The 24,526-nt window shown below is 62.6% G+C and carries 22 protein-coding genes; 4 read left to right on the top strand and 18 right to left on the bottom strand.

What is annotated here, in order from left to right; all coding sequences use genetic code 11:
* Positions 1 to 92 precede the first annotated feature (92 nt).
* From Q0877_RS03890 to Q0877_RS03865, 6 genes are all read right to left on the bottom strand, one after another.
* Positions 93 to 875, bottom strand: coding sequence for a GntR family transcriptional regulator (locus Q0877_RS03890; RefSeq protein WP_299165868.1), 783 nt, complete (start codon positions 873 to 875; stop codon positions 93 to 95).
* A 216-nt stretch (positions 876 to 1,091) separates the two neighbouring features.
* Positions 1,092 to 1,493 (bottom strand): cytochrome c oxidase subunit 4, encoded by a 402-nt coding sequence (locus Q0877_RS03885; protein WP_299165867.1) that lies wholly within the window; start codon positions 1,491 to 1,493, stop codon positions 1,092 to 1,094.
* Positions 1,494 to 3,221 carry a cytochrome c oxidase subunit I gene (ctaD, locus tag Q0877_RS03880; RefSeq protein WP_299165866.1) on the bottom strand — a complete coding sequence of 576 codons (1,728 nt, stop codon included), beginning with the start codon at positions 3,219 to 3,221 and terminating at the stop codon, positions 1,494 to 1,496.
* Positions 3,222 to 3,225: 4 nt separating this feature from the next.
* On the bottom strand, positions 3,226 to 4,107 hold the full coding sequence (gene coxB / locus Q0877_RS03875) for a cytochrome c oxidase subunit II (RefSeq protein WP_299165865.1): 882 nt from the start codon (positions 4,105 to 4,107) through the stop codon (positions 3,226 to 3,228).
* A gap of 217 nt (positions 4,108 to 4,324) precedes the next feature.
* Positions 4,325 to 4,708, bottom strand: a complete 384-nt coding sequence (locus Q0877_RS03870; RefSeq protein ID WP_299165863.1) for an iron-sulfur cluster assembly accessory protein — start codon at positions 4,706 to 4,708, stop codon at positions 4,325 to 4,327.
* 205 nt (positions 4,709 to 4,913) lie between these two features.
* A complete protein-coding gene (locus Q0877_RS03865; protein ID WP_299165861.1) occupies positions 4,914 to 6,314 on the bottom strand; it encodes a dipeptidase in 1,401 nt (466 codons plus the stop codon).
* Between the two features lie 60 nt (positions 6,315 to 6,374).
* On the opposite strand from Q0877_RS03865, the gene Q0877_RS03860 reads away from it, so the two are divergent.
* Positions 6,375 to 6,965, top strand: a complete 591-nt coding sequence (locus Q0877_RS03860) for a DUF3043 domain-containing protein (protein ID WP_299165859.1) — start codon at positions 6,375 to 6,377, stop codon at positions 6,963 to 6,965.
* A gap of 38 nt (positions 6,966 to 7,003) precedes the next feature.
* Here the strand turns inward: Q0877_RS03860 and Q0877_RS03855 are convergent, their stop codons facing one another.
* A complete protein-coding gene (locus Q0877_RS03855; protein WP_299165856.1) occupies positions 7,004 to 8,080 on the bottom strand; it encodes a quinone-dependent dihydroorotate dehydrogenase in 1,077 nt (358 codons plus the stop codon).
* Positions 8,081 to 8,145: 65 nt separating this feature from the next.
* Between Q0877_RS03855 and Q0877_RS03850 the strand changes: the two genes are divergently transcribed.
* On the top strand, positions 8,146 to 9,201 hold the full coding sequence (locus Q0877_RS03850) for an alpha/beta hydrolase (RefSeq protein WP_299165854.1): 1,056 nt from the start codon (positions 8,146 to 8,148) through the stop codon (positions 9,199 to 9,201).
* A gap of 3 nt (positions 9,202 to 9,204) precedes the next feature.
* On the opposite strand, the gene Q0877_RS03845 is transcribed toward Q0877_RS03850, so the two are convergent.
* From Q0877_RS03845 to leuA, 3 genes are all read right to left on the bottom strand, one after another.
* Positions 9,205 to 9,996: an isoprenyl transferase gene (locus Q0877_RS03845; RefSeq protein WP_299165852.1), complete on the bottom strand. Its 792-nt coding sequence runs from the start codon at positions 9,994 to 9,996 to the stop codon at positions 9,205 to 9,207.
* Positions 9,993 to 10,742, bottom strand: coding sequence for a DNA repair protein RecO (gene recO / locus Q0877_RS03840; RefSeq protein WP_299165850.1), 750 nt, complete (start codon positions 10,740 to 10,742; stop codon positions 9,993 to 9,995). Before recO ends, Q0877_RS03845 begins: the two co-directional genes overlap by 4 nt.
* Positions 10,743 to 10,815: 73 nt before the next feature.
* Entirely contained in the window at positions 10,816 to 12,546 is a 1,731-nt protein-coding gene (leuA, locus tag Q0877_RS03835; protein ID WP_299165848.1) for a 2-isopropylmalate synthase, read from the bottom strand.
* A gap of 229 nt (positions 12,547 to 12,775) precedes the next feature.
* On the opposite strand from leuA, the gene Q0877_RS03830 reads away from it, so the two are divergent.
* Positions 12,776 to 14,725 carry a M13 family metallopeptidase gene (locus Q0877_RS03830; RefSeq protein WP_299165846.1) on the top strand — a complete coding sequence of 650 codons (1,950 nt, stop codon included), beginning with the start codon at positions 12,776 to 12,778 and terminating at the stop codon, positions 14,723 to 14,725.
* A gap of 7 nt (positions 14,726 to 14,732) precedes the next feature.
* Here the strand turns inward: Q0877_RS03830 and Q0877_RS03825 are convergent, their stop codons facing one another.
* The 5 genes from Q0877_RS03825 to Q0877_RS03805 all read right to left on the bottom strand — a co-directional run bounded on the left by Q0877_RS03825 (position 14,733) and on the right by Q0877_RS03805 (position 20,154).
* The gene (locus Q0877_RS03825) at positions 14,733 to 16,259 is read right to left on the bottom strand and encodes an LCP family protein (protein ID WP_299165844.1); all 1,527 of its coding nucleotides are present in this window, start codon (positions 16,257 to 16,259) and stop codon (positions 14,733 to 14,735) included.
* A 108-nt stretch (positions 16,260 to 16,367) separates the two neighbouring features.
* The gene (gene era, locus Q0877_RS03820; RefSeq protein ID WP_299165841.1) at positions 16,368 to 17,297 is read right to left on the bottom strand and encodes a GTPase Era; all 930 of its coding nucleotides are present in this window, start codon (positions 17,295 to 17,297) and stop codon (positions 16,368 to 16,370) included.
* Positions 17,294 to 18,613, bottom strand: a complete 1,320-nt coding sequence (locus tag Q0877_RS03815) for a hemolysin family protein (protein ID WP_299165839.1) — start codon at positions 18,611 to 18,613, stop codon at positions 17,294 to 17,296. Before Q0877_RS03815 ends, era begins: the two co-directional genes overlap by 4 nt.
* 31 nt (positions 18,614 to 18,644) lie before the next feature.
* The gene (ybeY, locus tag Q0877_RS03810; RefSeq protein WP_299165837.1) at positions 18,645 to 19,118 is read right to left on the bottom strand and encodes an rRNA maturation RNase YbeY; all 474 of its coding nucleotides are present in this window, start codon (positions 19,116 to 19,118) and stop codon (positions 18,645 to 18,647) included.
* The gene (locus tag Q0877_RS03805; protein ID WP_299165835.1) at positions 19,108 to 20,154 is read right to left on the bottom strand and encodes a PhoH family protein; all 1,047 of its coding nucleotides are present in this window, start codon (positions 20,152 to 20,154) and stop codon (positions 19,108 to 19,110) included. The genes ybeY and Q0877_RS03805 overlap by 11 nt, the downstream gene beginning before the upstream one ends.
* Positions 20,155 to 20,538: 384 nt before the next feature.
* Here Q0877_RS03805 and Q0877_RS03800 point away from each other — a divergent pair, with 384 nt between their 5' ends.
* Positions 20,539 to 21,501, top strand: a complete 963-nt coding sequence (locus Q0877_RS03800; RefSeq protein WP_299165833.1) for a GerMN domain-containing protein — start codon at positions 20,539 to 20,541, stop codon at positions 21,499 to 21,501.
* Positions 21,502 to 21,508: 7 nt separating this feature from the next.
* Here Q0877_RS03800 and Q0877_RS03795 read toward each other — a convergent pair whose 3' ends face one another.
* The 3 genes from Q0877_RS03795 to hrcA all read right to left on the bottom strand — a co-directional run bounded on the left by Q0877_RS03795 (position 21,509) and on the right by hrcA (position 24,490).
* Positions 21,509 to 22,264, bottom strand: coding sequence for a 16S rRNA (uracil(1498)-N(3))-methyltransferase (locus tag Q0877_RS03795; protein ID WP_299165831.1), 756 nt, complete (start codon positions 22,262 to 22,264; stop codon positions 21,509 to 21,511).
* Between the two features lie 15 nt (positions 22,265 to 22,279).
* Positions 22,280 to 23,407 carry a molecular chaperone DnaJ gene (dnaJ, locus tag Q0877_RS03790; RefSeq protein WP_299165829.1) on the bottom strand — a complete coding sequence of 376 codons (1,128 nt, stop codon included), beginning with the start codon at positions 23,405 to 23,407 and terminating at the stop codon, positions 22,280 to 22,282.
* Positions 23,408 to 23,473: 66 nt separating this feature from the next.
* Positions 23,474 to 24,490 (bottom strand): heat-inducible transcriptional repressor HrcA, encoded by a 1,017-nt coding sequence (gene hrcA / locus Q0877_RS03785; RefSeq protein WP_299165827.1) that lies wholly within the window; start codon positions 24,488 to 24,490, stop codon positions 23,474 to 23,476.
* Between the last annotated feature and the right edge of the window lie 36 nt (positions 24,491 to 24,526).

Below are 24,526 nucleotides of genomic sequence, written 5' to 3'. Positions count from 1 at the left end.
CTCTTCTTGTTGTTCAAGGGGTCGTTGGTCAAGAACCGGCGCTCTTGATCTCTTGCCGAGCTAGTTCGGCTGTCGGAACTCGATGGAGGTCATCAACTGAATCTCTTTGCCGTGTACGTTCTCGGGGTGCGTATGCCTGGCCGCTGCAGTGGTACCCACAGCTTGTACCTGTCCGCCCGATAGTACGAAACTGAATAGTCGATCATGGCGCGAGCGACGTAAGCGTGGCGTTGAATCTTGAGCAGCGGCGCCCCCATCTCCACGTTCAGCAGCCGGGCGATGGAGGGTGACGCCGCGGTAGCTTCCACGGTGTCCTCTCCCCACTCCATCACCAGCCCGTACTTCTCGCTGAGAACGTTGTACAGCGAGGTGGGCGGATCATCATCGAGAATGCCCGGTACACGATGCGCCGGGATGAAGTTCTCATCGACGCTCATCGGCTCATGATCCGCCAGCAACTGACGTCGGAACCGCACCACTGGTACGCCCTGGTCAATTTGAAGTTCACGGGCGATCAGCGGTGTCGCAGCGATTTGCTCGAAGCTAAGGACGCGGGCATCGGGCACCATGCCGCGGCGATGCATCTCCTCGCTGTACGAGGTGAGCTTCATCTGCAGGTCAAGCTTCGTGTGGGCGACGAAAGTTCCAAGCCCCACGATCCGCTCCAACACTTCCTCAGCAACCAGCGCGTCTATTGCATGACGCACCGTCATGCGGGCAACGCCGAAGTGTTCCGTCAGCTTTCGCTCAGACGGTATTGCCGTGCCCGGCTCTGCGTGCTGAAGAATGTAAGCACGGAGTAACTCGCGAAGCTGTGCATGCTTGGCACCCTTGCCGTCAAGCACTGTTCCGAGGCCTCTGAGTAGATCAGGCATGGAAGCTCCTCAGTGCGTGGCTGCAGTCTTCTGGAGAAGTGGACCGGTATAGTTGCTCAATTCTATAGCCTTCCGTGGTTCCAGTACGGCTCGGCTTCCTGAGCCGCAGGAGTCGGGCGGAAAGAAGCATGGCGAGCTGGTCCGGCAGCAGAATACACGAAGGGTCCCGCATACGCTGTGTGCGGGACCCTTCGACGATGCAGTGCTTGGAGACTGCTAGTGGGCGTGGTCTCCCCGGCTGTACTCGTAGACCCAACCGACGAGTGCAATGGCTGCCAGCCCAGCGGAAACGTAAAGAATCCACCAGCCGGCAGCAAGACCGAGGAATCCGCCTGCCGCTGACAATCCGAGAACGAGCGGCCACCAGCTCCAGGGGCTGAAGTGCCCCTGTTCGCCGGATCCCTCATGGATCTCGGCATCACGGCGATCCTCGGGCCGCATTCCGACCCGACGCCCCGTGAAGCCCAGATAAAAGCCGATCATTCCCGCGAGGCCGCCGACCAGAAGGATACCGAGGATGCCGACCCACTCTGACCAATTGGTCAGGAACCCATAGATCAGCGCTACCGGTACGAAAAACGGTACCAGTAGGAGGAACAGGCGTGTCTCTACCTTCACTTAAGCGTCCTTCCGATCGGCAGATCCGAGCACCTGAGCTGCCGGTGAGGGTGAACTTGGGGTGTGCCACTGGGCCAACTCGGGATGGTGCAGGTCAAGTGCAGGCCGTTCCGAACGGATACGGGGCAGGGACGTGAAGTTGTGCCGCGGCGGTGGGCAGGAGGTTGCCCATTCAAGCGAGGCACCAAAGCCCCAAGGATCGTCGACCTCTACCTTGGTTCCGCTGCGCCAGGTGACATACACGTTCCAGAAGAACGGAATCAGCGATGCGCCCAGAACGAAAGAGGCGATGGTCGAGAACTGGTTCATCGACGTAAACATGTCCTCAGGCAGGTAGTCGGCGTACCGGCGGGGCATACCGATGACTCCCAGCCAGTGCTGAATCAAAAATGTGCCGTGGAAGCCAAGGAACAGAAGCCAGAAGTGGATCTTCCCCAACCGCTCATTCAGCATTTTTCCGGTCCACTTGGGCCACCAGAAGTAGAATCCGGCGAACATAGCGAACACCACGGTTCCGAAGACGACGTAATGGAAGTGGGCCACCACGAAGTATGTGTCGGAAACCTGGAAATCCAGCGGCGGAGAGGCCAGGATGATCCCTGTCAGACCGCCGAACAGGAATGTGACCAGGAAGCCGAGGCTCCACAGCATGGGCGTTTCAAAGGTAATTGACCCTCGCCACATGGTGCCGATCCAGTTGAAGAACTTCACTCCGGTGGGTACCGCGATGAGCATTGTCATAAAGGCGAAGAACGGCAGCAGCACCGCTCCTGTCACGTACATGTGGTGCGCCCACACCGTTACGGACAGCGCCGCAATAGCGATGGTGGCGAAGACGAGGCCTTTGTAACCGAAGATGGGTTTTCGACTGAAAACCGGGAAAATCTCGGAAACGATCCCGAAGAACGGCAGGGCGATGATGTACACCTCGGGGTGGCCGAAGAACCAGAAGAGGTGCTGCCAGAGGATCGCTCCCCCGTTGTCCGGATCGAAAATATGCGCCCCGAACCGTCGGTCCGCGCCGAGCGCAAACAGCGCCGCTGCAAGCGGCGGGAAGGCCATCAGCACGAGGATCGAGGTGACCAGCGCGTTCCAGGTGAAAATCGGCATGCGCCACATGGTCATGCCGGGTGCCCGCATGCAGATGATGGTGGTGATGAAGTTGACGGCGCCAAGGATGGTGCCGAACCCGGAGAGCGCAAGGCCAAAGACCCAGAGGTCACCGCCAACTCCCGGCGAGAACGTTGTGTTCGACAGCGGAGCGTAGGCGAACCAGCCGAATGACGCTGCTCCCTGCGGGGTGATGAATCCCGAGACGGCAATGGTGCTGCCGAAGAGGAAGAACCAGAAGGCCAGCGCGTTCAGCCGCGGGAAGGCGACGTCAGGCGCACCGATTTGCAGCGGCATGATGACGTTGGTGAACCCGGCAAAAAGCGGGGTTGCGAACATCAGCAGCATCACCGTGCCGTGCATGGTGAACAACTGGTTGTACTGCTCCTTGGTCTGCAGGATCTGCATACCCGGCTCGAATAGCTCGGCACGGATGACAAGGGCCATCACGCCGCCGAGGCAGAAGAACACGAACGAAGCGATCAGATACATGTATCCGATCGTCTTGTGATCAGTGGAGGTGATCCAGTTGACGACTATTCGACCCTTGGATCGTGGGACGACCCGCGGAGCAACTGTAGTGCCAGCGTCCTCGGCGGTGTATTCGTAAGTAGACATCTAATTAATCCTGCCCAATTTGCTCGTCAGCTCCGCTGGGGCTCTCGCCCGTAACACTCTGCGGATTGCGGTCATACTCTTCGCCCAGCTGTCCGTCCTCAAGCGTTTCCAGGTGCGCTTCGTATTCCTCCTCGGAAACCACTGCCACGTTGAACAGCATCTCCGAGTGGTACTCGCCGCACAGCTCGGCGCACTTGCCCTCGAAGACACCTTCGCGGGTGGGGGTAAGGGTGATGTAATTTTCCCGCTCGGGGATCATATCGCGCTTCTGCAGGAAGGCCGGTACCCAGAAAGAGTGAATGACGTCGCGGGCGTTGAGCCGGAACTCGACCGTCTGGTTGACCGGCAGGTACAGCGTAGGCAGCGTCTCGGGGACTCCGGGCTCGCCATCAAGCTGAGCTTGAACGCCGACGTCGTACTTGTCCTCAAGAACGTAGTTGAAATCCCAGGACCACTGCTTGCCACGGACGTCGATGATCACGTCGGGATCTTCGACGCGCGCGTCGATAGCCTGCTGGTCGCGGTTCGTGAAGTAGAAAAAAACCAGCACCATGAAAATCGGGATGGTGAGGTAGAACACTTCCAAGGGGAGGTTGTAGCTGAGCTGGCGCGGATAACCCGTCTCATCCCGACGACGGCGGTATGCCACGATGCACCAGATAATCAGGCCCCAGGTAATGACGCCAACCACCAGGGCGGCGATCCAGGAATTGACCCAGAGGTCAATGATCCGGCCGGTGTGGTTAGTGGTGTCCCGCTCGGTGGGCAGCCAACCTTTTTGGACTTCTGATGAACAACCAGACAAGAACAGCGCAGCCACGACCACGAGGCTTGAGACCTTGAGAATCTTTGCGCGTCGGCTGCCGGTTCGGTCCTGCGAACTCACAGACGGCCCTTCCTTTTCTTACGTGCGGTGCCACCGACGGTGGCAGCGTCTCCGGTGCACGCCGCTAATTAAGCTACTGCTTAAACGCGAAGCACTTTCAGTTTTACTACTCACTGTAGAGCTTACCCGCAACGGTAGCCATCGTGTGACAACAAAGCCCCCGGCACGTACCCGTTTTGGATACGTGCCGGGGGCTCGAGCCCATTCGAGGCGAAGCCTAGTGGAAGGAGTCGCCACAGGCGCAGGAGCCGCCCGCGTTCGGGTTGTCGATAGTAAAGCCCTGCTTGGATATGGTGTCCTCAAAATCAATGGATGCACCGGCGAGATAGGGAACGCTCATGCGGTCGACGATGACTTCCACGCCATCGAAATCCCGAACGGCGTCTCCGTCCAGCACCCGCTCATCAAAGTAGAGCTGGTAGATCAGACCGGAACAGCCACCTGGCTGCACTGCCACCCGAAGTCGAAGGTCGGTTCGCCCCTCTTGTTCCAGCAGGCTGCGTACCTTTCCGGCGGCAACATCTGACAGGTTAACCTCGTGTACCGGCAGTTCGGTCTCTGCGGCCGTCTGGGTGGTCGGTTCGCTCGTTGATGTGCTCATGATGCCTTCTCCTTAGCTTTATGCCCGCCGCACCGGCTCCCGCGCCGAAAACACGACGCCCGGCGGCAAGTGGCTTTCAACGCCTCGCAGCGCTGTGGTTCCATGGTACTTCCGGTGCGCACAGCCTGCCCAGCTGTGTAACGAACCGCTCCCGCCAAACATTCCTGACCGTGTGGAGGCCGACCGGTACAACGCCTCGCGCCGGTCAGGCGCCCACGTCCAACCGGGCCAGCATCAGCGCTTCCGCAAGCACCGCCCGGCTGAACTCGCCCAGGTGCAGGGATTCGTTGGCACTGTGCGCCCTTGAATCGGGATCCTCTACCCCGGTCACCAGAATCTGCGCGTCGGGGTAGACCTCCGTCAGATCGGCAATGAACGGTATGGAGCCGCCGATGCCGGTCTCGACGGCATCCGTCCCCCAGGCGGTCCGAAGCGCCCACATGGCCATCTGGGCAGCGGGCTTCGTGGTGTCTGTGGAGAAAGGATTACCCGACTCGCCGGGTGTGAACGTGACGGTGGCGCCGAAAGGAGCGTTGGCATTGACGTGGCGTTCAACCGCAGCCATCGCCTCCTGCGGGTCCTGACCCGGCGCCAGGCGAAGACTGAATTTCGCCCGCGCCGCCGGCAGCAGCGTGTTGGACGAGACCGCCACACTTGGAGCGTCGATGCCGATGATGGAGAGTGCCGGCTGCGTCCACAACCGCGACGCGAGCGAGCCTGTTCCCGCGAGCCGGACACCTTCGAGAACCGATGCGTCCGCGCGATAGTCCGTCTCGGGGTAGTCCACGACCGCGGAATCGGCCGAAACGAGCCCATCGATGGCGACGCTGCCGTCGTCGTCGTGCAGGGTGGCGATCAGCCGTGCAAGCAGCGTCGGTGCGTCCAGCACCGGACCGCCGAACATTCCGGAATGCACCGCGTGTTCGAGGACCCTGACCTCAATGGTGCCGTCCACCAGACCACGCAGGCTGGTGGTGAGCGCCGGTACGCCGACTTTCCAGTTGCTCGAGTCGGCAACCACGATGACATCGGACTGCAGCAGCTCACGATGCTCATCGAGGAATCGACGGAAGGTAGGAGACCCGGCCTCCTCCTCCCCCTCGATGAACAGGGTGATTCCCACGCCAAGCTCGTCCCCCAGAACCTCGGTGACAGCACGGAACGCTGCGATATGAGCCATGATGCCGGCTTTGTCATCGGCGGCGCCCCTACCGTACAGACGTCCCCCGCGCTCCTCGGCGACGAACGGCTCGCTCTCCCACAGCTCGCGGGCACCTGGCGGCTGCACATCGTGGTGTGCATACAGCAGGACGGTGGGCTTCCCCGCAGCAGCCGGCCGGCGTGCAACGACGGCAGGACCACCCGGAGTGCCGCTGTTGTCCACGCGCAGGATGCGTACGTCCTCAATCCCGGTGGATCGAACGAGGGCAGCGACAGCTTCGGCACTTCGATCAAGTTCAGCAGGATCAAAGGCGGCCCAGGCCACGCCCGGAATGGCTACGAGCGACGTGAGCTCCTCAACTGTTCGAGGAAACGACGAGTCGACACTGGAACGCAGGGCAGCAACGGTGGTGTCCGGCAGGGCATCAGTAGATAGCTTGTTCATACATTCGAGCCTACACACGATGGCGGAAGCCGAGGCCTGCGGGGCGGGTATCCTAGAGGGGTGTTTGGACGAAAAAAAGACGCTGCCGTTATCGAGAATCCCACCGATCAAGCCGCCGCCGAGGAGCACCGTCTGCGGACGGCAGGCAAGGGCGCGCCCACTCCGAAGCGCAGCGTGCAGGAAGCAGCGCGCAAGCGCCCGCTGGTACCCAATGACCGGAAGGCAGCACGGGAAGCATCCCGCCTGGCCAGGCGCGAGGAACAGATGCGCATGCGCCGCGCCCTGGAGAACGGTGACGAGCGGCACCTGCCTTTTCGGGACAAGGGCCCGGCACGCCGCTACGTTCGGGACTACGTGGATGCCCGGTGGAACGTCGCCGAGTTTCTGATGTTCGCGGCTCTCGTCTTCGTCTTCCTTAGTTTCATTCCGAACCTCACGCTCCAGGGCTACGTGATGCTCACCTTCTGGGTGATCATCCTCGCTGTCATCGTTGACTGCCTGCTCTTGCGCCGCAAGCTGAAGACCCGCCTGACCGAGAAGTTCGGCGAACCGGGACGCGGCGATCTCTGGTATGGCATTTCACGCGCGATGCAGATCCGGCGGCTGCGCCTGCCCAAGCCCCAGGTCGGTCGCGGCCAGTACCCGGCTTGACTGGTCTGACCGCGGGCCACGACGCTCACTTCCCTGAGTCAGCGGCTCAACTGCAGCCGGTTCTTTAGCGCACGGTTAATCGACGACGCCCAGAACGGACCTTCGTAGAGGAAAGCGGTGTAACCCTGCACAAGGGTGGCTCCTGCATCCAACCGGGCCGCGACGTCGTCAGCTGTTTCCACGCCGCCCACCGAGATCAGAGCAAGTTCCGGGCCCGCAGCAACACGCAGCCGCATGAGCACCTCCAGCGAACGTTCCTTGAGCGGTGCGCCGCTCAGTCCGCCCACTCCGCAGGCCATCACGGTTTCAGCGCCAGTGTTCAGCCCCTCCCGCGTAATGGTGGTGTTGGTGGCGATGATGCCGTCGAGCTCCAATTCCAGAGCCAGGGCCGCTACCTCGTCGATATCCTCATCGGAGAGGTCCGGCGCAATCTTCACAAGCAGCGGCACATGCCGGCCGGCGCTCTCATCCGCCGCCTTGCGGACTGCTTTCAGAAGTGGGCGCAGGGAGCGGACACTCTGCAGGAGGCGGAGTCCAGGGGTGTTGGGTGAACTGACGTTCACCACCAAATAGTCGGCAAGAGGAGCCAGAGTCTCGGCGGAGAGCCGGTAGTCAGCCACCGCATCGCGCAGGTCGACATTTTTCGTCTTGCCGATGTTCACTCCGATAACCGGCCGAGCCGATGGGTGCCGCCGCTCGAGAGTCCGCCGTGCTGCGGCGATCCGCGGGGCGACGGCGGCAGCGCCGTCGTTATTGAAGCCCATCCGGTTGATGACCGCGCGGTCCTTGACCAGCCGGAATAGCCGCGGTTTCGGGTTGCCGGGCTGCGCCTGGCCGGTGATGGTGCCCACCTCGATATGCCCGAATCCCAAAGCTGCGAGGGCGGCGATGCCGTGCCCCTCCTTGTCGAAACCGGCCGCCAGCCCGAACGGGGACGGGAAGGTAACGCCGAAAGCCGTGGTCCGAAGCTCGGGAGCGGGAGCAGTGATACGGCGCAGGACGGTGCCTGCCGGTGTCCTGCCCGTCCACCGGATCAGGCGGAAGCCAATCCGGTGCGCGCGCTCAGGGTCCATACCGCTGAAGACGACGCGGAAAAAGGCGGGATAAATACGCATGGATCAAAGTTGCCACGGCGCCCGCCGCTTCACCAACTTGATGAGCGCATCGATATCCTCGATTCATGGGCATCAACTGGCAGCCGGACCATCTCGGCGACGGGTTCGCCCTTACCGAGCTTGACCTGGGCGCCGATGATGAGGGCCCCTGCGTCGCGACGCTCGTCGCGTACACACCGCCCGCTGTCGAGACGCCGCCCGACCTGCGCGGCACTGCGCGGGCACTACTGCGACGCGTCAGCGGACGGGATGAACCGAAGAAGCCGGTCCAGGCGGTGCTGTATCTGCACGGTTGGAGCGACTACTTCTTCCAGCACGAACTGGCGCGGTTCTTCAGCGAACGCGGTATCGCGTTCTATGCGCTGGACCTTCGAAAATACGGACGAAGCCTGCGCAGCTGGCAAACGCCCGGTTACGTTACGGACCTTGCGGAGTACGACGACGACATCACCACCGCGCTTGACACCCTCTCCGAGGACATCGGGACACGGACCGGGGCACCGCCTTCGGGCATCTCCCTCATGGCGCATTCGACCGGCGCGCTCGTTGCAGCTCTGTGGGCACACCGCTTCCCCGGCAGGGTTTCGAGCCTCATCCTCAACAGCCCATGGCTGGATATTCAGGGCAGCGCGATCCTGCGCACCACAACCCAGGGCCTGCTGGACCCGATCACACGCTTCAGGCCCAAGGCCCGCCTAAAGCTTCCGGAGTTCGGCTTCTACTGGCGAAGCATCAGCAACCAGGCTGATGGAGAGTGGGACCTGAACGGCCTCTGGCGGCCGCAGTTCGGATTCCCCATCCGCGCGGGTTGGCTTACGGCGGTGCTGACCGGCCACGCACAGGTGCGCCGCGGACTTTCGATCGACGTTCCGGTCCTTGTCCTGGCCTCCTCGAGGTCAACGATAAGTCCCGTATGGAATGACTCAATGCTGTCTTCGGACAGCGTCCTCGATGTGACCGTCATGACCCAGCGCGCGCTGCAGCTCGGACCCCACGTCACGGTGTGCCGGTTCGACGGCGCACTGCACGATACTCTGCTGTCTTCGGCACCGGTGCGGCAGAAAGTGTACGCCGAACTTGGTCGGTGGATAGGCTGCTACAGCGTTCCCGCGCCCGCGTAACGGTCAGGTGCTGGCGCGGTCCACCGCTCCCCCATAGCGGCGATCGCGCGAGGCATACTCCTTTACGGCCCGCCAGAGCGTGCGTCGGTCCACGTCCGGCCAGAGAACGTCCATGAACACCATTTCGGCGTAGGCCGACTGCCACAGCATGAAGTTCGAGGTCCGCTGTTCCCCGGAGGTGCGCAGGAAGAGATCGACGTCGGGAAGATCCGGTTCATCCAGATAACGCTGGATCGTCTTTTCCGACACCGACGACGCCTTGAGCCGCCCAGCGGCCACATCTTCGGCAATCGCCCGGGCAGCGTCGGCGATCTCGGCCCGCCCGCCGTAGTTCACGCACATTGTCAGGGTGCACACCGAGTTGGCCCGCGTGTGCTCCTCAGCGACCTCAAGCTCATTGATCACCGAGCGCCAGAGGCGAGGTCGACGCCCAGCCCACCGGATCCGTACGCCCCACTCGTTGAGCTGGTCGCGCTGCCGCCGCAGGACATCCCGGCTGAACCCCATCAGGAACCGCACCTCGTCCGGGGAACGCTTCCAGTTCTCCGTCGAAAAGGCGTACACACTGACATGGCGGACCCCGATATCGATCGCGCCGGCAATGACGTCCAGAAGCGCCGCTTCACCCGCCCGGTGGCCCTCGGTGCGCGGTAGACCTCGCTGATTGGCCCACCGCCCGTTGCCGTCCATCACAATTGCTACGTGTGCGGGAACGAGTTCCGCAGGAATGGCCGGCGGAACTTCACCGCTGGGATGGGGCCACGGCCGCAATGGCCTGCTGGGGGAAGTTGTCACACACGCTCCACATGTTTGAGGGACTTCACTACTCGTTCAAGATGCCACTGTACGTAGGCCGCCACCAGTCCCGCGCTTTCCCGTCGCGCAAACTCACCGGACCCGTCCGCGACAGCCCAGTCTCCTGACAATAGTGCGCCCAGCAGCAACATGGCATCAGGGGACGGTGACGCAGCGCCCGGCGGACGGCAGGAAGCACACACAGCCCCGCCAAGGGCAGCCGAGAACGCCGTATGAGGGCCAGCAGCCCCACACCGCGCGCAATCGGTGAAGCTGGGAGCCCAGCCGGCAGTGGCCAGTGCGCGCAAGAGGTAGGAATCGAGAATCAGCTCGGACGGATGCAGCCCCCTGCTGAGAGCGGACAGGGCGCCGATTACGAGCCCGTACTGGGCGCCGGCGGATTCGCCGTCGGCGTCCGTGAGCTTTTCAGCGGTTTCAGCGATGGCTGCAGCGGCCGTATAGCGGGAGTAATCGGCCGCGATACCGTGCCCGTAGGCGCCGCGCGTCTGGGCCTGCGTAACGACGTCGAGGGTGCGTCCGGAAACCAGCTGAAGATCGACCGTCATAAAGGGTTCGAGCCGGGCCCCAAATTTGCTGCTCGTGCGCCGGACGCCCTTCGCTACCGCCCGCACCTGCCCGTGCTCCCGCGTCAGGAGGACGATGATGCGGTCAGCTTCACCGAGCTTGTAGGTGCGAAGAACGACGCCTTCCGCGCGGTAGGTCCGCGACGCGAATGATCTGGCCACGTTCTATTTTCCCACCCGGGACACCGGGTGCGGCCGACGCCGCGCCCGGCCCGCGGATGCAGTCCTGCAGATGTTAGCTACGGTCCCGAATGGCACGGTTCACCGCGGAGATAACCGCCTTCAGCGATGCCATCGTTGAGTTGGCATCAATACCGATCCCCCAGAGCACCCGCTCCCCCACTGCGCACTCCACGTACGCAGCGGCACGTGCATTTCCGCCGGATGACAGCGCGTGTTCGGTGTAGTCCAGGACGCGCACGTCCACGCCGTCCTGCCCGAGGACGGCCAGAAGGGCGTCAATCGGTCCGTTGCCCTGCGCCGAGCGCCGCTGCTGGACGCCGTCGACGAGGAGGGTCGCCGTCAGGTTGAAGCGCCCGTCCTCTGACGTATCAGTGTTGGTGGAAGTCAGGACATAGTGGCCCCAGGCACCGTTGCGCGACGGCAGGTACTCATCCTGGAAGATGTCCCACAGGTCGGCTCCGCTCACTTCACCGCCAACCGTTTCCGTGCGGCGCTGCACCACACCGGAAAACTCGATCTGGGCACGGCGCGGCAGATCCAGGCTGTGCTCGTGCTTGAGCAGGTAGGCGACGCCGCCCTTGCCGGACTGCGAATTCACGCGGATCACAGCTTCGTACGAGCGTCCGATATCCTTCGGATCGATCGGCAGGTATGGAACCGCCCAGGGGATGTCCTCGACCGTCTTGCCTGCCGCGTCCGCGTCCGCCTCCATCCGCTCGAAGCCCTTCTTGATCGCATCCTGATGTGAACCCGAGAAGGCAGTGAACACCAGGTCGCCACCATAGGGAGAGCGTTCGGGAACGCTGAGCTGGTTGCAGTATTCGGCGGTGCGGCGGATATGGTCCATGTCGGAAAAATCGATCTGCGGGTCGATACCCTGTCCATACAGATTCATGCCAAGAGTTACGAGGTCCACGTTCCCGGTGCGCTCTCCGTTGCCGAAGAGGCAGCCCTCGATGCGGTCGGCGCCGGCAAGGTAGCCGAGCTCCGCCGCTGCTACACCGGTACCGCGGTCGTTGTGCGGATGCAGCGAGAGGATGACGGCGTCCCGGTTGGCGAGGTTGCGGCACATCCACTCGATGGAGTCGGCGTACACGTTGGGGGTGGCCATCTCCACGGTTGCCGGAAGATTCAGGATCATCTGCCGGTCGGCCGAGGCCTCGAACACTGTTGCGACCTCATTGGAGATGCGTGCGGCGAATTCAAGCTCGGTTCCGGTGAAGGACTCCGGTGAGTACTCGTAAGTGATGTGGGTGTCACCCATGTTCTCTTCGAACTTCCGGCACAGCCGCGCACCTGTGAGGGCGATATCGACGATGCCGTCCATGTCCTGGTTGAACACGACGCGGCGCTGCAGCACCGAGGTGGAATTGTAGAGGTGGACGATCGCGCGGTCCGCGCCCTCCAGTGACTCGTACGTGCGCTCGATCAGGTGCTCGCGGGCCTGGGTGAGTACCTGAATGGTCACGTCGTCCGGGATGCGGTCGCCTTCGATGAGCTGGCGGACGAAGTCGAAATCCGTTTGCGACGCGGACGGGAATCCTACCTCGATCTCCTTATAGCCCATCTGCACCAGCAGGTCGAACATCTTGTGCTTGCGCTCGGGGCTCATTGGGTCGATCAGTGCCTGGTTGCCGTCACGGAGGTCAACGGCGCACCAGCGCGGGGCCTTCGTGATGACCTTGTCCGGCCAGGTACGGTCCGGGAGCTCCACCGAGATCTGGTCCTGGAACGGTACGTACTTGCCGAACGGCATTCCGGAGGATTTCTGTGCGTTGTGCATGGCGGTGGTGGCCTTTCCTTTGGTGAGCCTCTTGGGCTCTGGCTTTCCAGAATGGCGGCCGGCAACACAGACTCCGCAGCGGGGGTTCGGCCTGCGACGACGTAGTCAGATTCTGACTAACCAGTCGGTTGAGCCCCGCCACGGCAGCTAAGAAGAAGCAGCTCTGCACGCACATTTCAACATTAGCACGGCCCCTAGGATGGAAAGACGCACCAACGAAGGAGCTTTCATGGCCGCTTCCGGCATCAATCTCTCACACATCGATCCCGATGTCCGCCCTCAGGACGACCTCTTCCGTCACGTCAACGGTGGCTGGCTTCGGAACACCCCGATTCCCGATGATCGCTCACGTGTTGGCTCGTTCTCCCAGCTTGCGGATGAAGCTGAGCTGGCTGTCCGGGAAATCGTCGAGGACGCGGCGGCAGACAGGAACGACGACGGCGACCGCTTCCGTATCGGTGCACTGTTCGCGGATTTTATGGACACCGAACACCTCAACAGTGAGGGCGGAGCCCCCGTGAAGCCGCTGCTCGCAGCGATTGATGCCGCCGCCACCGTGGACGACTTCGTGCGGCTCGACGCCGAGCTGGCGCGTGCCGGGGCCGCCGGTATCGTTCTTCCATACGTCAGCAATGATGCAGGGAATCCCGACCGCTACCTCCTTCACCTGTACCAGTCCGGCCTCGGGCTGCCTGACGAGTCCTACTACCGTGAGGCCAAGTTCGAAGAGGCGCGGCTCGCGTACGTCGAGCTGCTGCACCGGCTGTTCGAACTCGCCGGACTTCCCGAGAGCCGCGCGGCCGCAGCCGGCGTTTTCGACCTCGAAGCCCGCCTCGCGGCTTCACACATGGATACCGTGACGAGGCGAAATCCACAGGCTACCTACAATCTGCGCCGAACCGCTGAGCTGAATGATGATGCTCCGCAGCTGGCAACCTGGCTCGCGGAGCTCACTGTCGACGTCGGGGTTCCCGCTGAGCTGGTGGTGAACCAGCCCGCTTACCTGGAGGGTCTGATGAGTGCTCTGGAGGTGGTTCCGCTTCCTGTCTGGAAGAGTTGGCTAGCCGCCAGGGTGTTGCTGCACGCGGCTCCGTTCCTCAGTGACGATTTTGTGAGTGCGCACTTTGCGTTCTATGGCACCACGCTCAGCGGGACACCGCAGCTGAAAGAGCGTTGGAAGCGGGGCGTCGCGGTTGTCGAAGGAACTTTGGGGGAGGCAGTGGGGCGTGAGTACGTGGCACGGCATTTCCCCGAGAGCCACAAAGCCGTCATGCGGGACCTGGTCGCCAACCTTCTGGCCGCCTATCGGCAGCGGATCGATCGCCTTGAGTGGATGAGCGGAGAAACCCGTGAACGCGCATTGGAAAAGCTGCGCCTCTTCACCACCAAGATCGGGTATCCGGATAGGTGGATCGACTATTCGAAGCTTGAGATCATTCCCGGTGACCTGTATGGCAACGTGCGGAGAGCAACCGAGTTCGAGACCGACCGGCAGCTCGCCAAACTCGGTGGTCCCATCGATCGCGGTGAATGGCATCTCACGCCGCAGACCGTTAACGCTTACTACATGCCCACCATGAATGAAATCGTTTTTCCCGCGGCGATCCTGCAGCCGCCGTTTTTCGACGCGGAGGCTGATCCTGCAGCGAACTACGGGGCCATCGGCGCGGTGATCGGCCATGAGATCGGGCATGGCTTTGATGATCAGGGATCGCAGTTTGACGGGACGGGTGCCCTGCACAACTGGTGGACCGAGGCAGACAGGACGGCCTTCGAAGCGCTCACCGGACGTTTGGTCACGCAATACGCCGAGCTGGCACCCACTGAGGCTCCCGACCACCCCGTGAACGGGAACCTGACGTTGGGAGAGAACATCGGCGACCTCGGCGGCCTCGGGATCAGTCTGGCGGCCTATGTCCTCAGCCTGGACGGAGCCGAGCCGCCCCTGATCGACGGACTGACCGGCATTCAGCGGTTCTTCTATTCCTGGGCGGAGTGCTGGCGTCAGAACATCCGGCCTGAAGAGGCGGCGCGCCGCATCGCCATTGATCCGCATTCCCCGAACGAATTCCGGTGCAATCAGGTGGTGCGCAACCTCGACGAATTCCACGTTGCCTTCGCCGTGAAGGAGACGGACGTACTCTGGCTCGCTCCTGAGGACCGCGTCCGGATCTGGTAGCGACCGGTCAGGACTGGCAGGTGACCTGGGCGGCTGTCTGGCCGCTCAGGTCACCCGTGACGCCCTCGGTCTCGATCGTCTCGCCCTCGGTGAAGTCACTGCCGATAGACAGCTCAAGCCCGACCGCAGTTGCGCTGGGAATGACCTGGACATCAGCCAAGCCGAACAGTTTGGCGACTGCCGGCGCGATCCCCTCGTAGCCCGGGCCGACGAACAACTGGGTTGCCGGACGATCATCGGTGTCCGCGATGGCCGCCTGCGTGTATCCCTCGGCAATCAGCACGTCCTGCAGTTCCTGCCCGCGATCCGCTTCGCCTGACGCATTGAGTACGGTGATCGGCACCAGGGCAGGGTCGAAGCCGAGTTCCTCGGCGGTGGGCATGGGTTCGGGTTCCTGCGTGGGCTCGGGTGCGCCTGACGGATCCGTGCTGGGACTTTCGCTTGGTGAGCGGGTTGGCTCAGGCACCGGCTCGGTGATGTCACGGTCGGCCCGAAGAGCCGCGAACAGATCGTCAGCCTTCTGCTCGTCCAGTACGAGCCGGTTCGGATCGAGCTCATAGGGGACCACAGGGACAGTTACGAAGGCAACGTTGCCGAGATCGACTTCCTGCAGCCGACCAGCGAGTTTGAGGAGCTCCGGTATCTCAGCCAGACCGTCGTCGACCGTCAGATTCTGGGTGACCGCTTCAGCAATGGAGTAAAGGCGCGGAATGTTGCTGAGCGTTCCTTCCTCCTTGATCTTCCGAGCCAGGGAAGCGAGAAAAGCCTGCTGTGCGCGGATCCGGCCTTCGTCTCCCCCGGAACCGAAGCTATGCCGGGTCCGAAGGAAAGCCAGGGCCTGCTCCCCCTCGATTTCACTGGTGCCAGCCGGCAGCTCGAGCCCGGAGAATTCATCATCGACCGCCTCATTGACGCATACCTCGACGCCGCCCACTGCCTTCGACAGCTCTGTCACCGCCTTGAAATCCGCCATCATGAAATGGTCGATCTGGAGTCCGGTGATTTCATTGATGGCCGCAACCGTGCAGCCGGGGCCGCCGTTCGCCAGCGAGCTATTCAGCTGCCCCAGCGCCATCGGTTCGCTGGTTACTCCCCTTGCCGGGTTCTCGCACGCCGGCAGCGGAACCAGCAGGTCACGGGGGAAGCTCACCATCGTAACGTTGCTTCGGTCTGCGGACATGGTCATGAGCATCATGACGTCCGCCTGGCCCTCTTTATCCTCCGGCTCGCTGTCCCCACCCTGTCCCGCGCGGGTGTCGCTGCCGATGATCAGGATCTGCACCGGATCCCTGCTGAGATCGACCGGCAGTTGGGTCTGCCCGTCGGTCGAGAGATTCAACGGTTCGGTGGTGACGTTCCCCTGCAGTCGAACCACTGAAAGTGCCACGAAAGCGACGGCTGCCACAAGAACCGCAACGAGCGAGAGCGCGATGACCTTCAGGGCACGCGGGCGCCCGCTGCCCAGATGACGGCCACTCGCCCCGAGACGAACGCCCTGCGGGTAGCCTGTCTGTTCACCGCCTGAACCACTCATGACGCTCGGCCCTTTCGAAATGTGTGCAGAACTCGCGGCTCCGGCGAGCGGAGCATCTGTAGCTCAACGAGCAAGTGCTGCCCGAAGTGCCTTGACAACCGGCAACAGTCAGAAGCCGAGCTTGACGAGCTGCCGGGGATCTCGCTGCCAGTCTTTTGCTATCTTCACGTGCAGGTCGAGATAAACCTTTGTTCCCAGAAGCGCTTCGATCCCCTTCCGGGCAACCGTTCCAACTTCACGGAGCCGGGCTCCGCCCTTTCCGATGATGATGGCCTTCTGCGACGGACGCTCAACATAGAGGTTCACCCGCACATCAAGGAGCGGGTTATTCTCCGGTCGGCCCTCGCGCGGAACGATTTCCTCAACTACGACGGCCAGCGAGTGCGGCAGTTCATCCCGCACGCCCTCAAGCGCCGCTTCCCGCACGAGCTCAGCGACCATCACAGCCTCCGGCTCGTCGGTGAGTTCTCCATCCGGGTACAGCGGTGGAGAAGGCGGCATATGGGACGCGAAGACGTCGGCCACCGTCGTAACCTGGTATCCGTCCACCGCAGACACCGGTATGACGTCTGCCCAGCCTTCATCCCCCAGAACCTCGCCACCCAGCTCAGCGACCGCGAGCAGCTGACGCGCCAGCGCTTCCTTCGAAACGAGGTCTGCCTTCGTCACCACAGCAATGACCGGTTTCCGCAACAGCTGCGCGAGTTGGGATGCGATGTAGCGGTCGCCCGGTCCCACCTGCTCGTTGGCGGGCAGACAGAACCCCACGGCGTCGACCTCCGCCAGTGTGTCGGCCACGAGGTCATTCAGACGTTGTCCCAGCAGAGTGCGCGGCCGGTGCAGGCCCGGTGTGTCGACGAGGATGAGTTGTGCGTCTTCGCGGTGCACGATGCCCCGGATGGTGTGTCGCGTGGTCTGTGGTTTGGCCGAGGTAATGGCGACCTTCTGTCCGACCAGCGCATTTGTAAGGGTGGATTTTCCTGCGTTAGGCCGGCCGACCAGCGAGATGAACCCCGCCCGATACTGCTGCGTGCTCATTTGTTTTCCACCGTTTCCCTTGAAACTTCATTGTCCGTGCTTGTCTCTGCGTCCTCGTCGAAGGGCCGCTCGATTTTCCACGCCAGGATGTGGGAGACGCGGTTGCGGCGTCCTTCAACCCGCTCAGCCCGCAGCGCGATGTCACCCATGCGGACCTCGCTTCCGACGATGGGCACGCGGCCGAGGGTTTTGGCCAGAAGCCCACCGACTGTGTCAACCTCATCGTCGTCGAGGTTCAGGTCGAAGAGCTCCCCCAAGTCATCAATGCTCATCCGGGAACTGACGCGGAATCCGCCCTCGGGCAACTGCTCCATCTCGGGTACCTCGGAGTCGTACTCGTCAACGATCTCGCCGACAATCTCCTCGATCAGGTCCTCGAGCGTTACCAGCCCCGCTGTACCGCCGTACTCATCGATCACAATCGCCACGTGCGTGGATTCCCGCTGGAGTTCCTGCAGGAAGTCTCCCACCGGTTTGGACTCGGGCACGTAGCGAACGTCCCTGCAGACGCCGTCGACGGGATCCCGGTCGCTATGGTTGTGCCCGTTCAGTACCGCGACGACGTCCTTCAGATAAAGAATGCCGCGCACATCGTCAGCGTTGTCTCCGATGACCGGCACGCGTGAATAACCGGATCGGAGAAAGAGGGACATTGCCTGCCGAAGGGTGGAACCAGCTTCGATGGATACCATGTCAGTGCGCGGCACCATCACTGACCGGACCTTGGTATCTCCAAGCTCGAAAACCGAGTGAATCAACTCGGCTTCGCTGTCCTCGATCATTTCTGCTTCATTCGCCCGGGAGAGCAGCTCCCTGAATTCCTCCTCAGTGAAGAAGGCTGCCTCGGCACGGGCGGATCCGGGAGAAAGGGCGCTTCCGATGCCGACCAGCCAGCGCGGGATGGGACCCAGAATGGAGCGCAGCACGCCCACCATCCGAGCTGTCAACGGCACCAGGGTTGCCGCATGGGTGCGCCCCAGTTGACGAGGCGACACACCCACCAGCACGAAGCCGAGCCCCGCCATCGTCACCGTTGCAAGCAGCCCTGCGATCCAGATGTTGTCCAGGACGTCGGCAAACAGGAGCGCAACAGCAACTGCGGCGGCCATTTCGAACCACACGCGCCAGAAGCGTAGCGCGTGCATATGCGCAACGGGAGATTCCAGAATGCGGCGGACAGGCTTCCCCATCGGTCCGTGCAGGTGGGCCTCCGCGTCCTGGCGGGGCAGATAGCTGAAGGCCGCTTCGGCGGCCGTCACCAACGCGGCGATCAACACGAAGATGATACCCATCAGGGCCAAAAGGAAAACGATCATGGGCAGGACTGCTTCATTGAGGCGGGCATGCTCACTGCGTGGTTTCCCGGGGCGCGGCGCCGCCCAGGAAATCCGCGAGGAGCTGGCGCTGAAGGCCGAACATCTCTTTCTCCTCCTCCGGCTCCGCGTGATCGAAGCCCAGCAGATGGAGCATGCCGTGCGTCGTGAGCAGGAGAAGTTCCTCCTGCATGCTGTGTCCGGCGCTCATCGCCTGGGTGCGCGCTACATCAGGGCAGAGGACAACGTCACCCAGGATGCCCGAAGCAGTGGGCCTTGTGGCGGTCCCCGGACGCAGTTCATCCATGGGGAAGGACAGGACGTCGGTCGGGCCCGGTTCGTCCATCCACTCGATGTGGAGCTTCTCCATGGCGTCAGTGTCAACGAGGATGATGGACAGCTCCGACTCCGGATGCACGTAGAGGCGCTCAAGCACGTGGCGACCGAGGCGGACAAGCGACTCGTCATCGACTTCGACGCCTGACTCGTTGTTGACCTCAATGCTCATTGCGGCCTGCCTTCCCGGAGCTGCGGCGCCCGTTCATTGCTATCCGCTGGGATTCGTCCCACTCGCTGTAGGCGGACACAATGTCACCCACAAGGCGATGGCGCACGACGTCGGTGGCGTCCAACCGCATGAATGCGACGTCGTCAACACCCTGCAATATTTCACTTACTACCCGCAACCCGGAGCTGGTTCCGCCGGGCAAATCGACCTGGGTGACGTCGCCGGTCACGACCATCCTTGATCCGAACCCGAGACGCGTGAGGAACATCTTCATCTGTTCCGGTGTGGTGTTCTGAGCTTCATCGAGAATGATGAAGGCGTCATTCAGGGTGCGGCCGCGCATATAGGCGAGCGGCGCGACCTCGATCGTTCCGGCGGCCATCAGGCGCGGGATCGAGTCGGGATCCATCATGTCGTGAAGCGCGTCATACAGGGGGCGCAGGTACGGATCGATCTTGTCGTTAAGGGTGCCCGGAAGGAAGCCCAACCGCTCACCTGCCTCGACTGCCGGACGGGTCAGGATGATGCGGTTGACTTCCTTGTGCTGAAGCGCCTGGACCGCCTTGGCCATTGCCAGGTAGGTTTTTCCCGTACCTGCTGGTCCGATACCGAAAACAATCGTGTTGGTATCAATCGCCTCAACGTAATTCTTCTGGTTCACCGTCTTGGGGCGGATGGTGCGCCCGCGGGACGAAAGAATATTTATCGACAGTACTTCGGCCGGTTTGGCGGCTCCCTGCGTCTTGAGCATGAAGAGCAACTGTTCAAGTACCTGCGCCGTCACCGGCGTCCGGTTCGCGGCCAGGGTGCGTATTTCACCTATCAGGCGCTCCGTGCGGCCCACGTCTGTTCCGGGGCCGGTGATGGAGAGGTCATTGCCGCGCACGTGGAGGCTCACACCTGGGAAAGCGGCTTCGATCATGGCCAGGGCCTCATCGTTGGCGCCCAGAGCCTGCACCATCTGGTCAGCTGAATCGAATTGGACAACCCGGCTGTCCAGGCCCGCTGCCCCCATACCCACTGCAGAATCCGTCATAGTATCGGCCCGTGGGCCTTCCATCTCTCCTTGTGCTGCCGGATGCCCGGTCATGTGCTGGAACTGGCTCGCAAAACGAGCCTGTTACTAGCGTACCGCCGCGCGTTCTCCGCTGCTCGCAATGAGTGTGTCGACGGAACCCACTGATCAGTTCGCATCGGCAAATATCTCAGGAACGCAACGGCCCGATATCAATCGCGTTTCAGTCCGGCGGCAATCCGGAAAAGCCCCCGGCAGCGGCCGCTTCCTATGCCAAGCTGGATTGGAACTGCTTGCAGTGCCGGTCTCTGCTGGTGCCACTCTCGTCTGGGATGGCGCCGCCTTGGCCGCCCCCTGCGCACATATGAATCATTCGCGAGGATTGTCGAGAGGAGATTGACACGCATGGGCGTCTTTCCTCTCCCCGGTCGCCGCATCAGCGGGCGTCGCTGGAAGGGTTCCATCGTCGTCGTCGCGGCACTGGCAGTGCAGGCCTGCACCATCGGAGGACCAACTGAGTCCGCCCAACAGATTGCGACTGGGGCGGAAGTGTTGCTGGAGTCGACGGCGAGCATGCCGGAAATCGACCTTCAGAGCCCTGCTGCGACTGACACCGCCCCCCTCCTTCCTGTGTACTGGCTCGGAGAGGCGAACGGACTCCTTTACCGGGAGTTCCTGCCTGCTGAATCGACAGGCGATCCCATCGCCGCTGCCGTATGGGCGATGACAAGCAGCGAACCGCTCGACGACGACTATTACAGCCCCTGGCAGGAAGCGTCATCGGTCAACACCTCGATCTCACCGGACAACGTGATCACGATCGACATCTCCTCCGATTCCTTCGCCGCCGGCATCGACGCAGCAGTTGCCGGACGGGCAGTTCAGCAGTTGGTGTATACCGCGACGGCAGCGGCGGCCAGTGCCGGCTTGATCGCAAGCGGCAGTCCCAGCAGCGTGCGCCTGCTGGTCGACGGCAAAGCCGGCTACAACGCGTTCGGACACATTGAGCTGGGTTCGCTCCTGGGGAGGGATGTCAGCGCAGTTGCGCCGGTATGGATCATCAACCCGCAGGACGGCACTGTTCGCTCCGATGGAACCGTGATCGTCCAGGGCAGCACCACTACGGCGCACCCAACCCTTGAGTGGCGTGTGCGGCGTGTGGACGGTGGAGGGGTTCCGGCAGAAGACGTTGTCGGTGGAACCGTGCCCGTGGAAGCGGGCAGCAGCATGATCGGGCTGTATGAGTTCAGCGTCGCTTTGGAGCAGGGAACCTTCCTCATCGAGGTTTACGAACCCGCTGAATCAGAGCCGGGAACAGCTCCTGCCGCCGACGCTGTTGTTGACGACAAACTGGTCAGCATCCGCTAGTTCGCCGCTACCAGCGCCCGATCAGGTGGTTCAGTACGGCAATCGCCGCAGGTCCCGCAGTCGAAGCACGTAGAACATTGGCACCGAGCTGCACCGGAACAGCCCCGGTGGCGGCGAGCATCTCAAGTTCGTGCGGGCTGATCCCGCCCTCCGGCCCAACGATGACGGCCAGAGTTCCCGTGCCGCCCAACGGCGCACGGTTCCAATAGTCGGCCAGTGATTCAGTTGCTTCCTCGTGCAGCAGGAGCGCGTGTTCCACTCCGCTCAGCCAATTCCCAAGGCCTTTACTGTCGAGCACGCCAAAGACTTCCGGCACGCGCGTGCGCCGGCTCTGCTTGGAAGCCGTGCGGACGAGGGATTGCCATTTTGCATGACCCTTGGCGGCTTTCTCGGCGCGCCAGCGCACAATGCTTCGATCTGCCTGCCAGGGAAGCACCCCGTCAACGCCGAGTTCCGTAGCCGCCTCGACGGCCAGCTCCGCCCTGTCCCCCTTGGCCAGTGCCTGCACCAGGACGATGCGCATCCCAGGAGGCGGATCGAAGGACATCTTGTCCACCGCGACCACGACGGCAGCGGGCGTTGCCTTCGCGACGGTGCAGCTCAGGCGACGCCCTTCCCCGTCAACCACATCGATCGTCTCGCCGGGCACAACCCGCTTTACGGTTGCGGCGTGGTGTGCCTCCGAACCGATCAGTGTCAGGGTTCCCCCGGTAACGGCGGCGCGCACCTCCGCCGGATCACCGAAGAATGCGTGATTGGTCATAATTCCGGATGCCGGTCAGAGATTTCCGAGCCGTTCGCGAAGGCGGGCGAAAACTCCTGATCCGCTGCTCGCGAGCTGGCCCTCGGTGAACTGCTCGCCGCGCATTTCCGCCAGGCGACGAACAAGATCTTCCTGAGCGCTGTCGAGATTTCGCGGCGTTTCCACACTCAGGTGCACCAGGAGGTCCCCCCTGCCATACCCACGCAGGTGGGTAACTCCAAGGCCCTTGAGAGTGATCACTTCGCCGGATTGGGTGCCGGGCTTGATCATCAACTCCTGGTCGCCGTCGAAGCTGGTCATGGTTACGGTGGTGCCGAGTGCGGCCGCCGTCATGGGAACACTCAAAGTGGCATGAAGGTCATCACCCTCGCGCAGGAAAGTCGGGTCGCTGTTAACCCGGATCTCCACGTAGAGATCTCCCTGGGGGCCACCGGCAGTGCCGACCTCACCCTGGCCGGCGAGCTGGATTCGGGTTCCGGTGGCGACACCGGCGGGCACCTTGATGGTGAGGCTGCGGCGGGAGCGGATACGGCCGTCACCATTGCACTCGTTGCAGGGATGCGGGATAACGGTTCCGTATCCCTGGCAGGTGCCGCAGGTCGCCGTCGTCATTACCTGGCCGAGGATTGAGCGAACCGCGCGCTGCACCTGGCCGGAGCCACCGCAGATGTCGCAGGTTCGCGGCGACGTGCCCGGCTGGGTGCAGGATCCGTCACACGTAGGACACACCGCAGCGGAGTCAACCTCAATTTTCTTATTGGTACCGAATACGGCGTCCCGAAGGTCAATGCGGACGGCAATGAGCGCGTCCTGTCCCCGCTGGGTCCGCGACGGCGGGCCGCTGGGGCCGCCTCCTCCGAAGAACGTCTCGAAGATGTCGTTGAAGGCGAACCCGGAACCGGAATAGCCGCCGCCGAACCCGTTATCGGTGCCGTTCTCGTTGCCCGTGGTGTCATAAACCCTCCGCTTCTGCGGGTCCGAGAGGACCTCGTAAGCGCGGGTTACGAGCTTGAACTCTTCGGCCGCTTCAGGGCCGGCGGCGACGTCCGGATGAAGCTTGCGGGCGAGCTTCCGGTAGGCCTTTTTGATTTCTTCGCCGCTGGCATCGCGTGCAACGCCAAGGACCTCGTAGTGATTACTCACTCCTGCACATCACTTCCTGTAATCTCACCGCGTGAGCGGCTGGTGTTTGTGGGCTCCGTCATCCCGTCAGGATTCATCAAGGATGCGGGAAAGATAACGGGCCACCGCCCTCACGGCAGCCATGGTGGTGGGATAGTCCATTCTGGTGGGACCGAGGATTCCCACCTTCGCCAGGGAGTCCGGTCCGTAGCCGGTAGCAATGACCGAGGCCTCCGCAAGCCCCCCGTGCGGATTCTCGCGTCCGATGCGGACAGAGACACCCAAAGCATCCTGCTCCATCTCTGAGAGCAGACGGAGCATGACGACCTGTTCTTCAAGAGCCTCCAGGACCGGGCCGATCGTGAGCGGAAAATCGAGGGTGGACCGTGCCAGGTTGGCGGTGCCGGCAAGGACTATGCGGTCTTCACGGCTGGCAGCCGATAACTGCTGCAGGCCCTGGGCGAGTGCTTGTCCGAGCGGCCTCAGCGCCGGCGGAAGCTCAGCGATGCACGAGTTCAGTTCCTGCGGCACAGACGGCAGCCGCACGCCCGATACTTTCTCCAGGAATCGCTGGCGCAGATCGCTCAACTCGTTTTCCTGGGCCTGCGCAGGGACGGGTACCACGCGCTGCTGTACCGCCCCGTTCGTGGAAATCAGCACCACGAGCACGCGGCCGGGCGCAAGCAGAACGAGTTCGATATGGCGAACGGAGGCTGCACCCAGGTGCGGGTACTGCACCACGGCAACCTGATTGGTCAGCTGAGCCAGCAGCCGAACGGTGCGATCCAGGACGTCATCGAGGTCCTCAGCGCTTTCCAGAAGGGCACGGATGGCCCGCTTCTCTGGTGCTGACAGCGGTTTGACCTCGGCGATCCGGTCCACGAACAACCGGTAACCCTTGTCCGTCGGAATGCGGCCTGAGCTGGTATGCGGGGCGGTGATGAGGCCTTCTTCTTCCAGAAGTGCCATGTCATTGCGGATTGTCGCCGAGGACACACCCAGCTGATGGCGTTCAACCAAAGCCTTCGACCCCACCGGCTCGCGCGAATGCACGTAATCCTCAACGATGGCTCGCAGGACTTCAAGCCGCCTGGGCTCGCTCATGTTCACCTCCGATGTACTGTCTGCCCGGTATTGTCC

The sequence above is a fragment of the uncultured Arthrobacter sp. genome (assembly GCF_947495145.1).
GTDB lineage: Bacteria > Actinomycetota > Actinomycetes > Actinomycetales > Micrococcaceae > Arthrobacter_D.
This window is presented reverse-complemented; position numbering and strand designations above follow the sequence as displayed.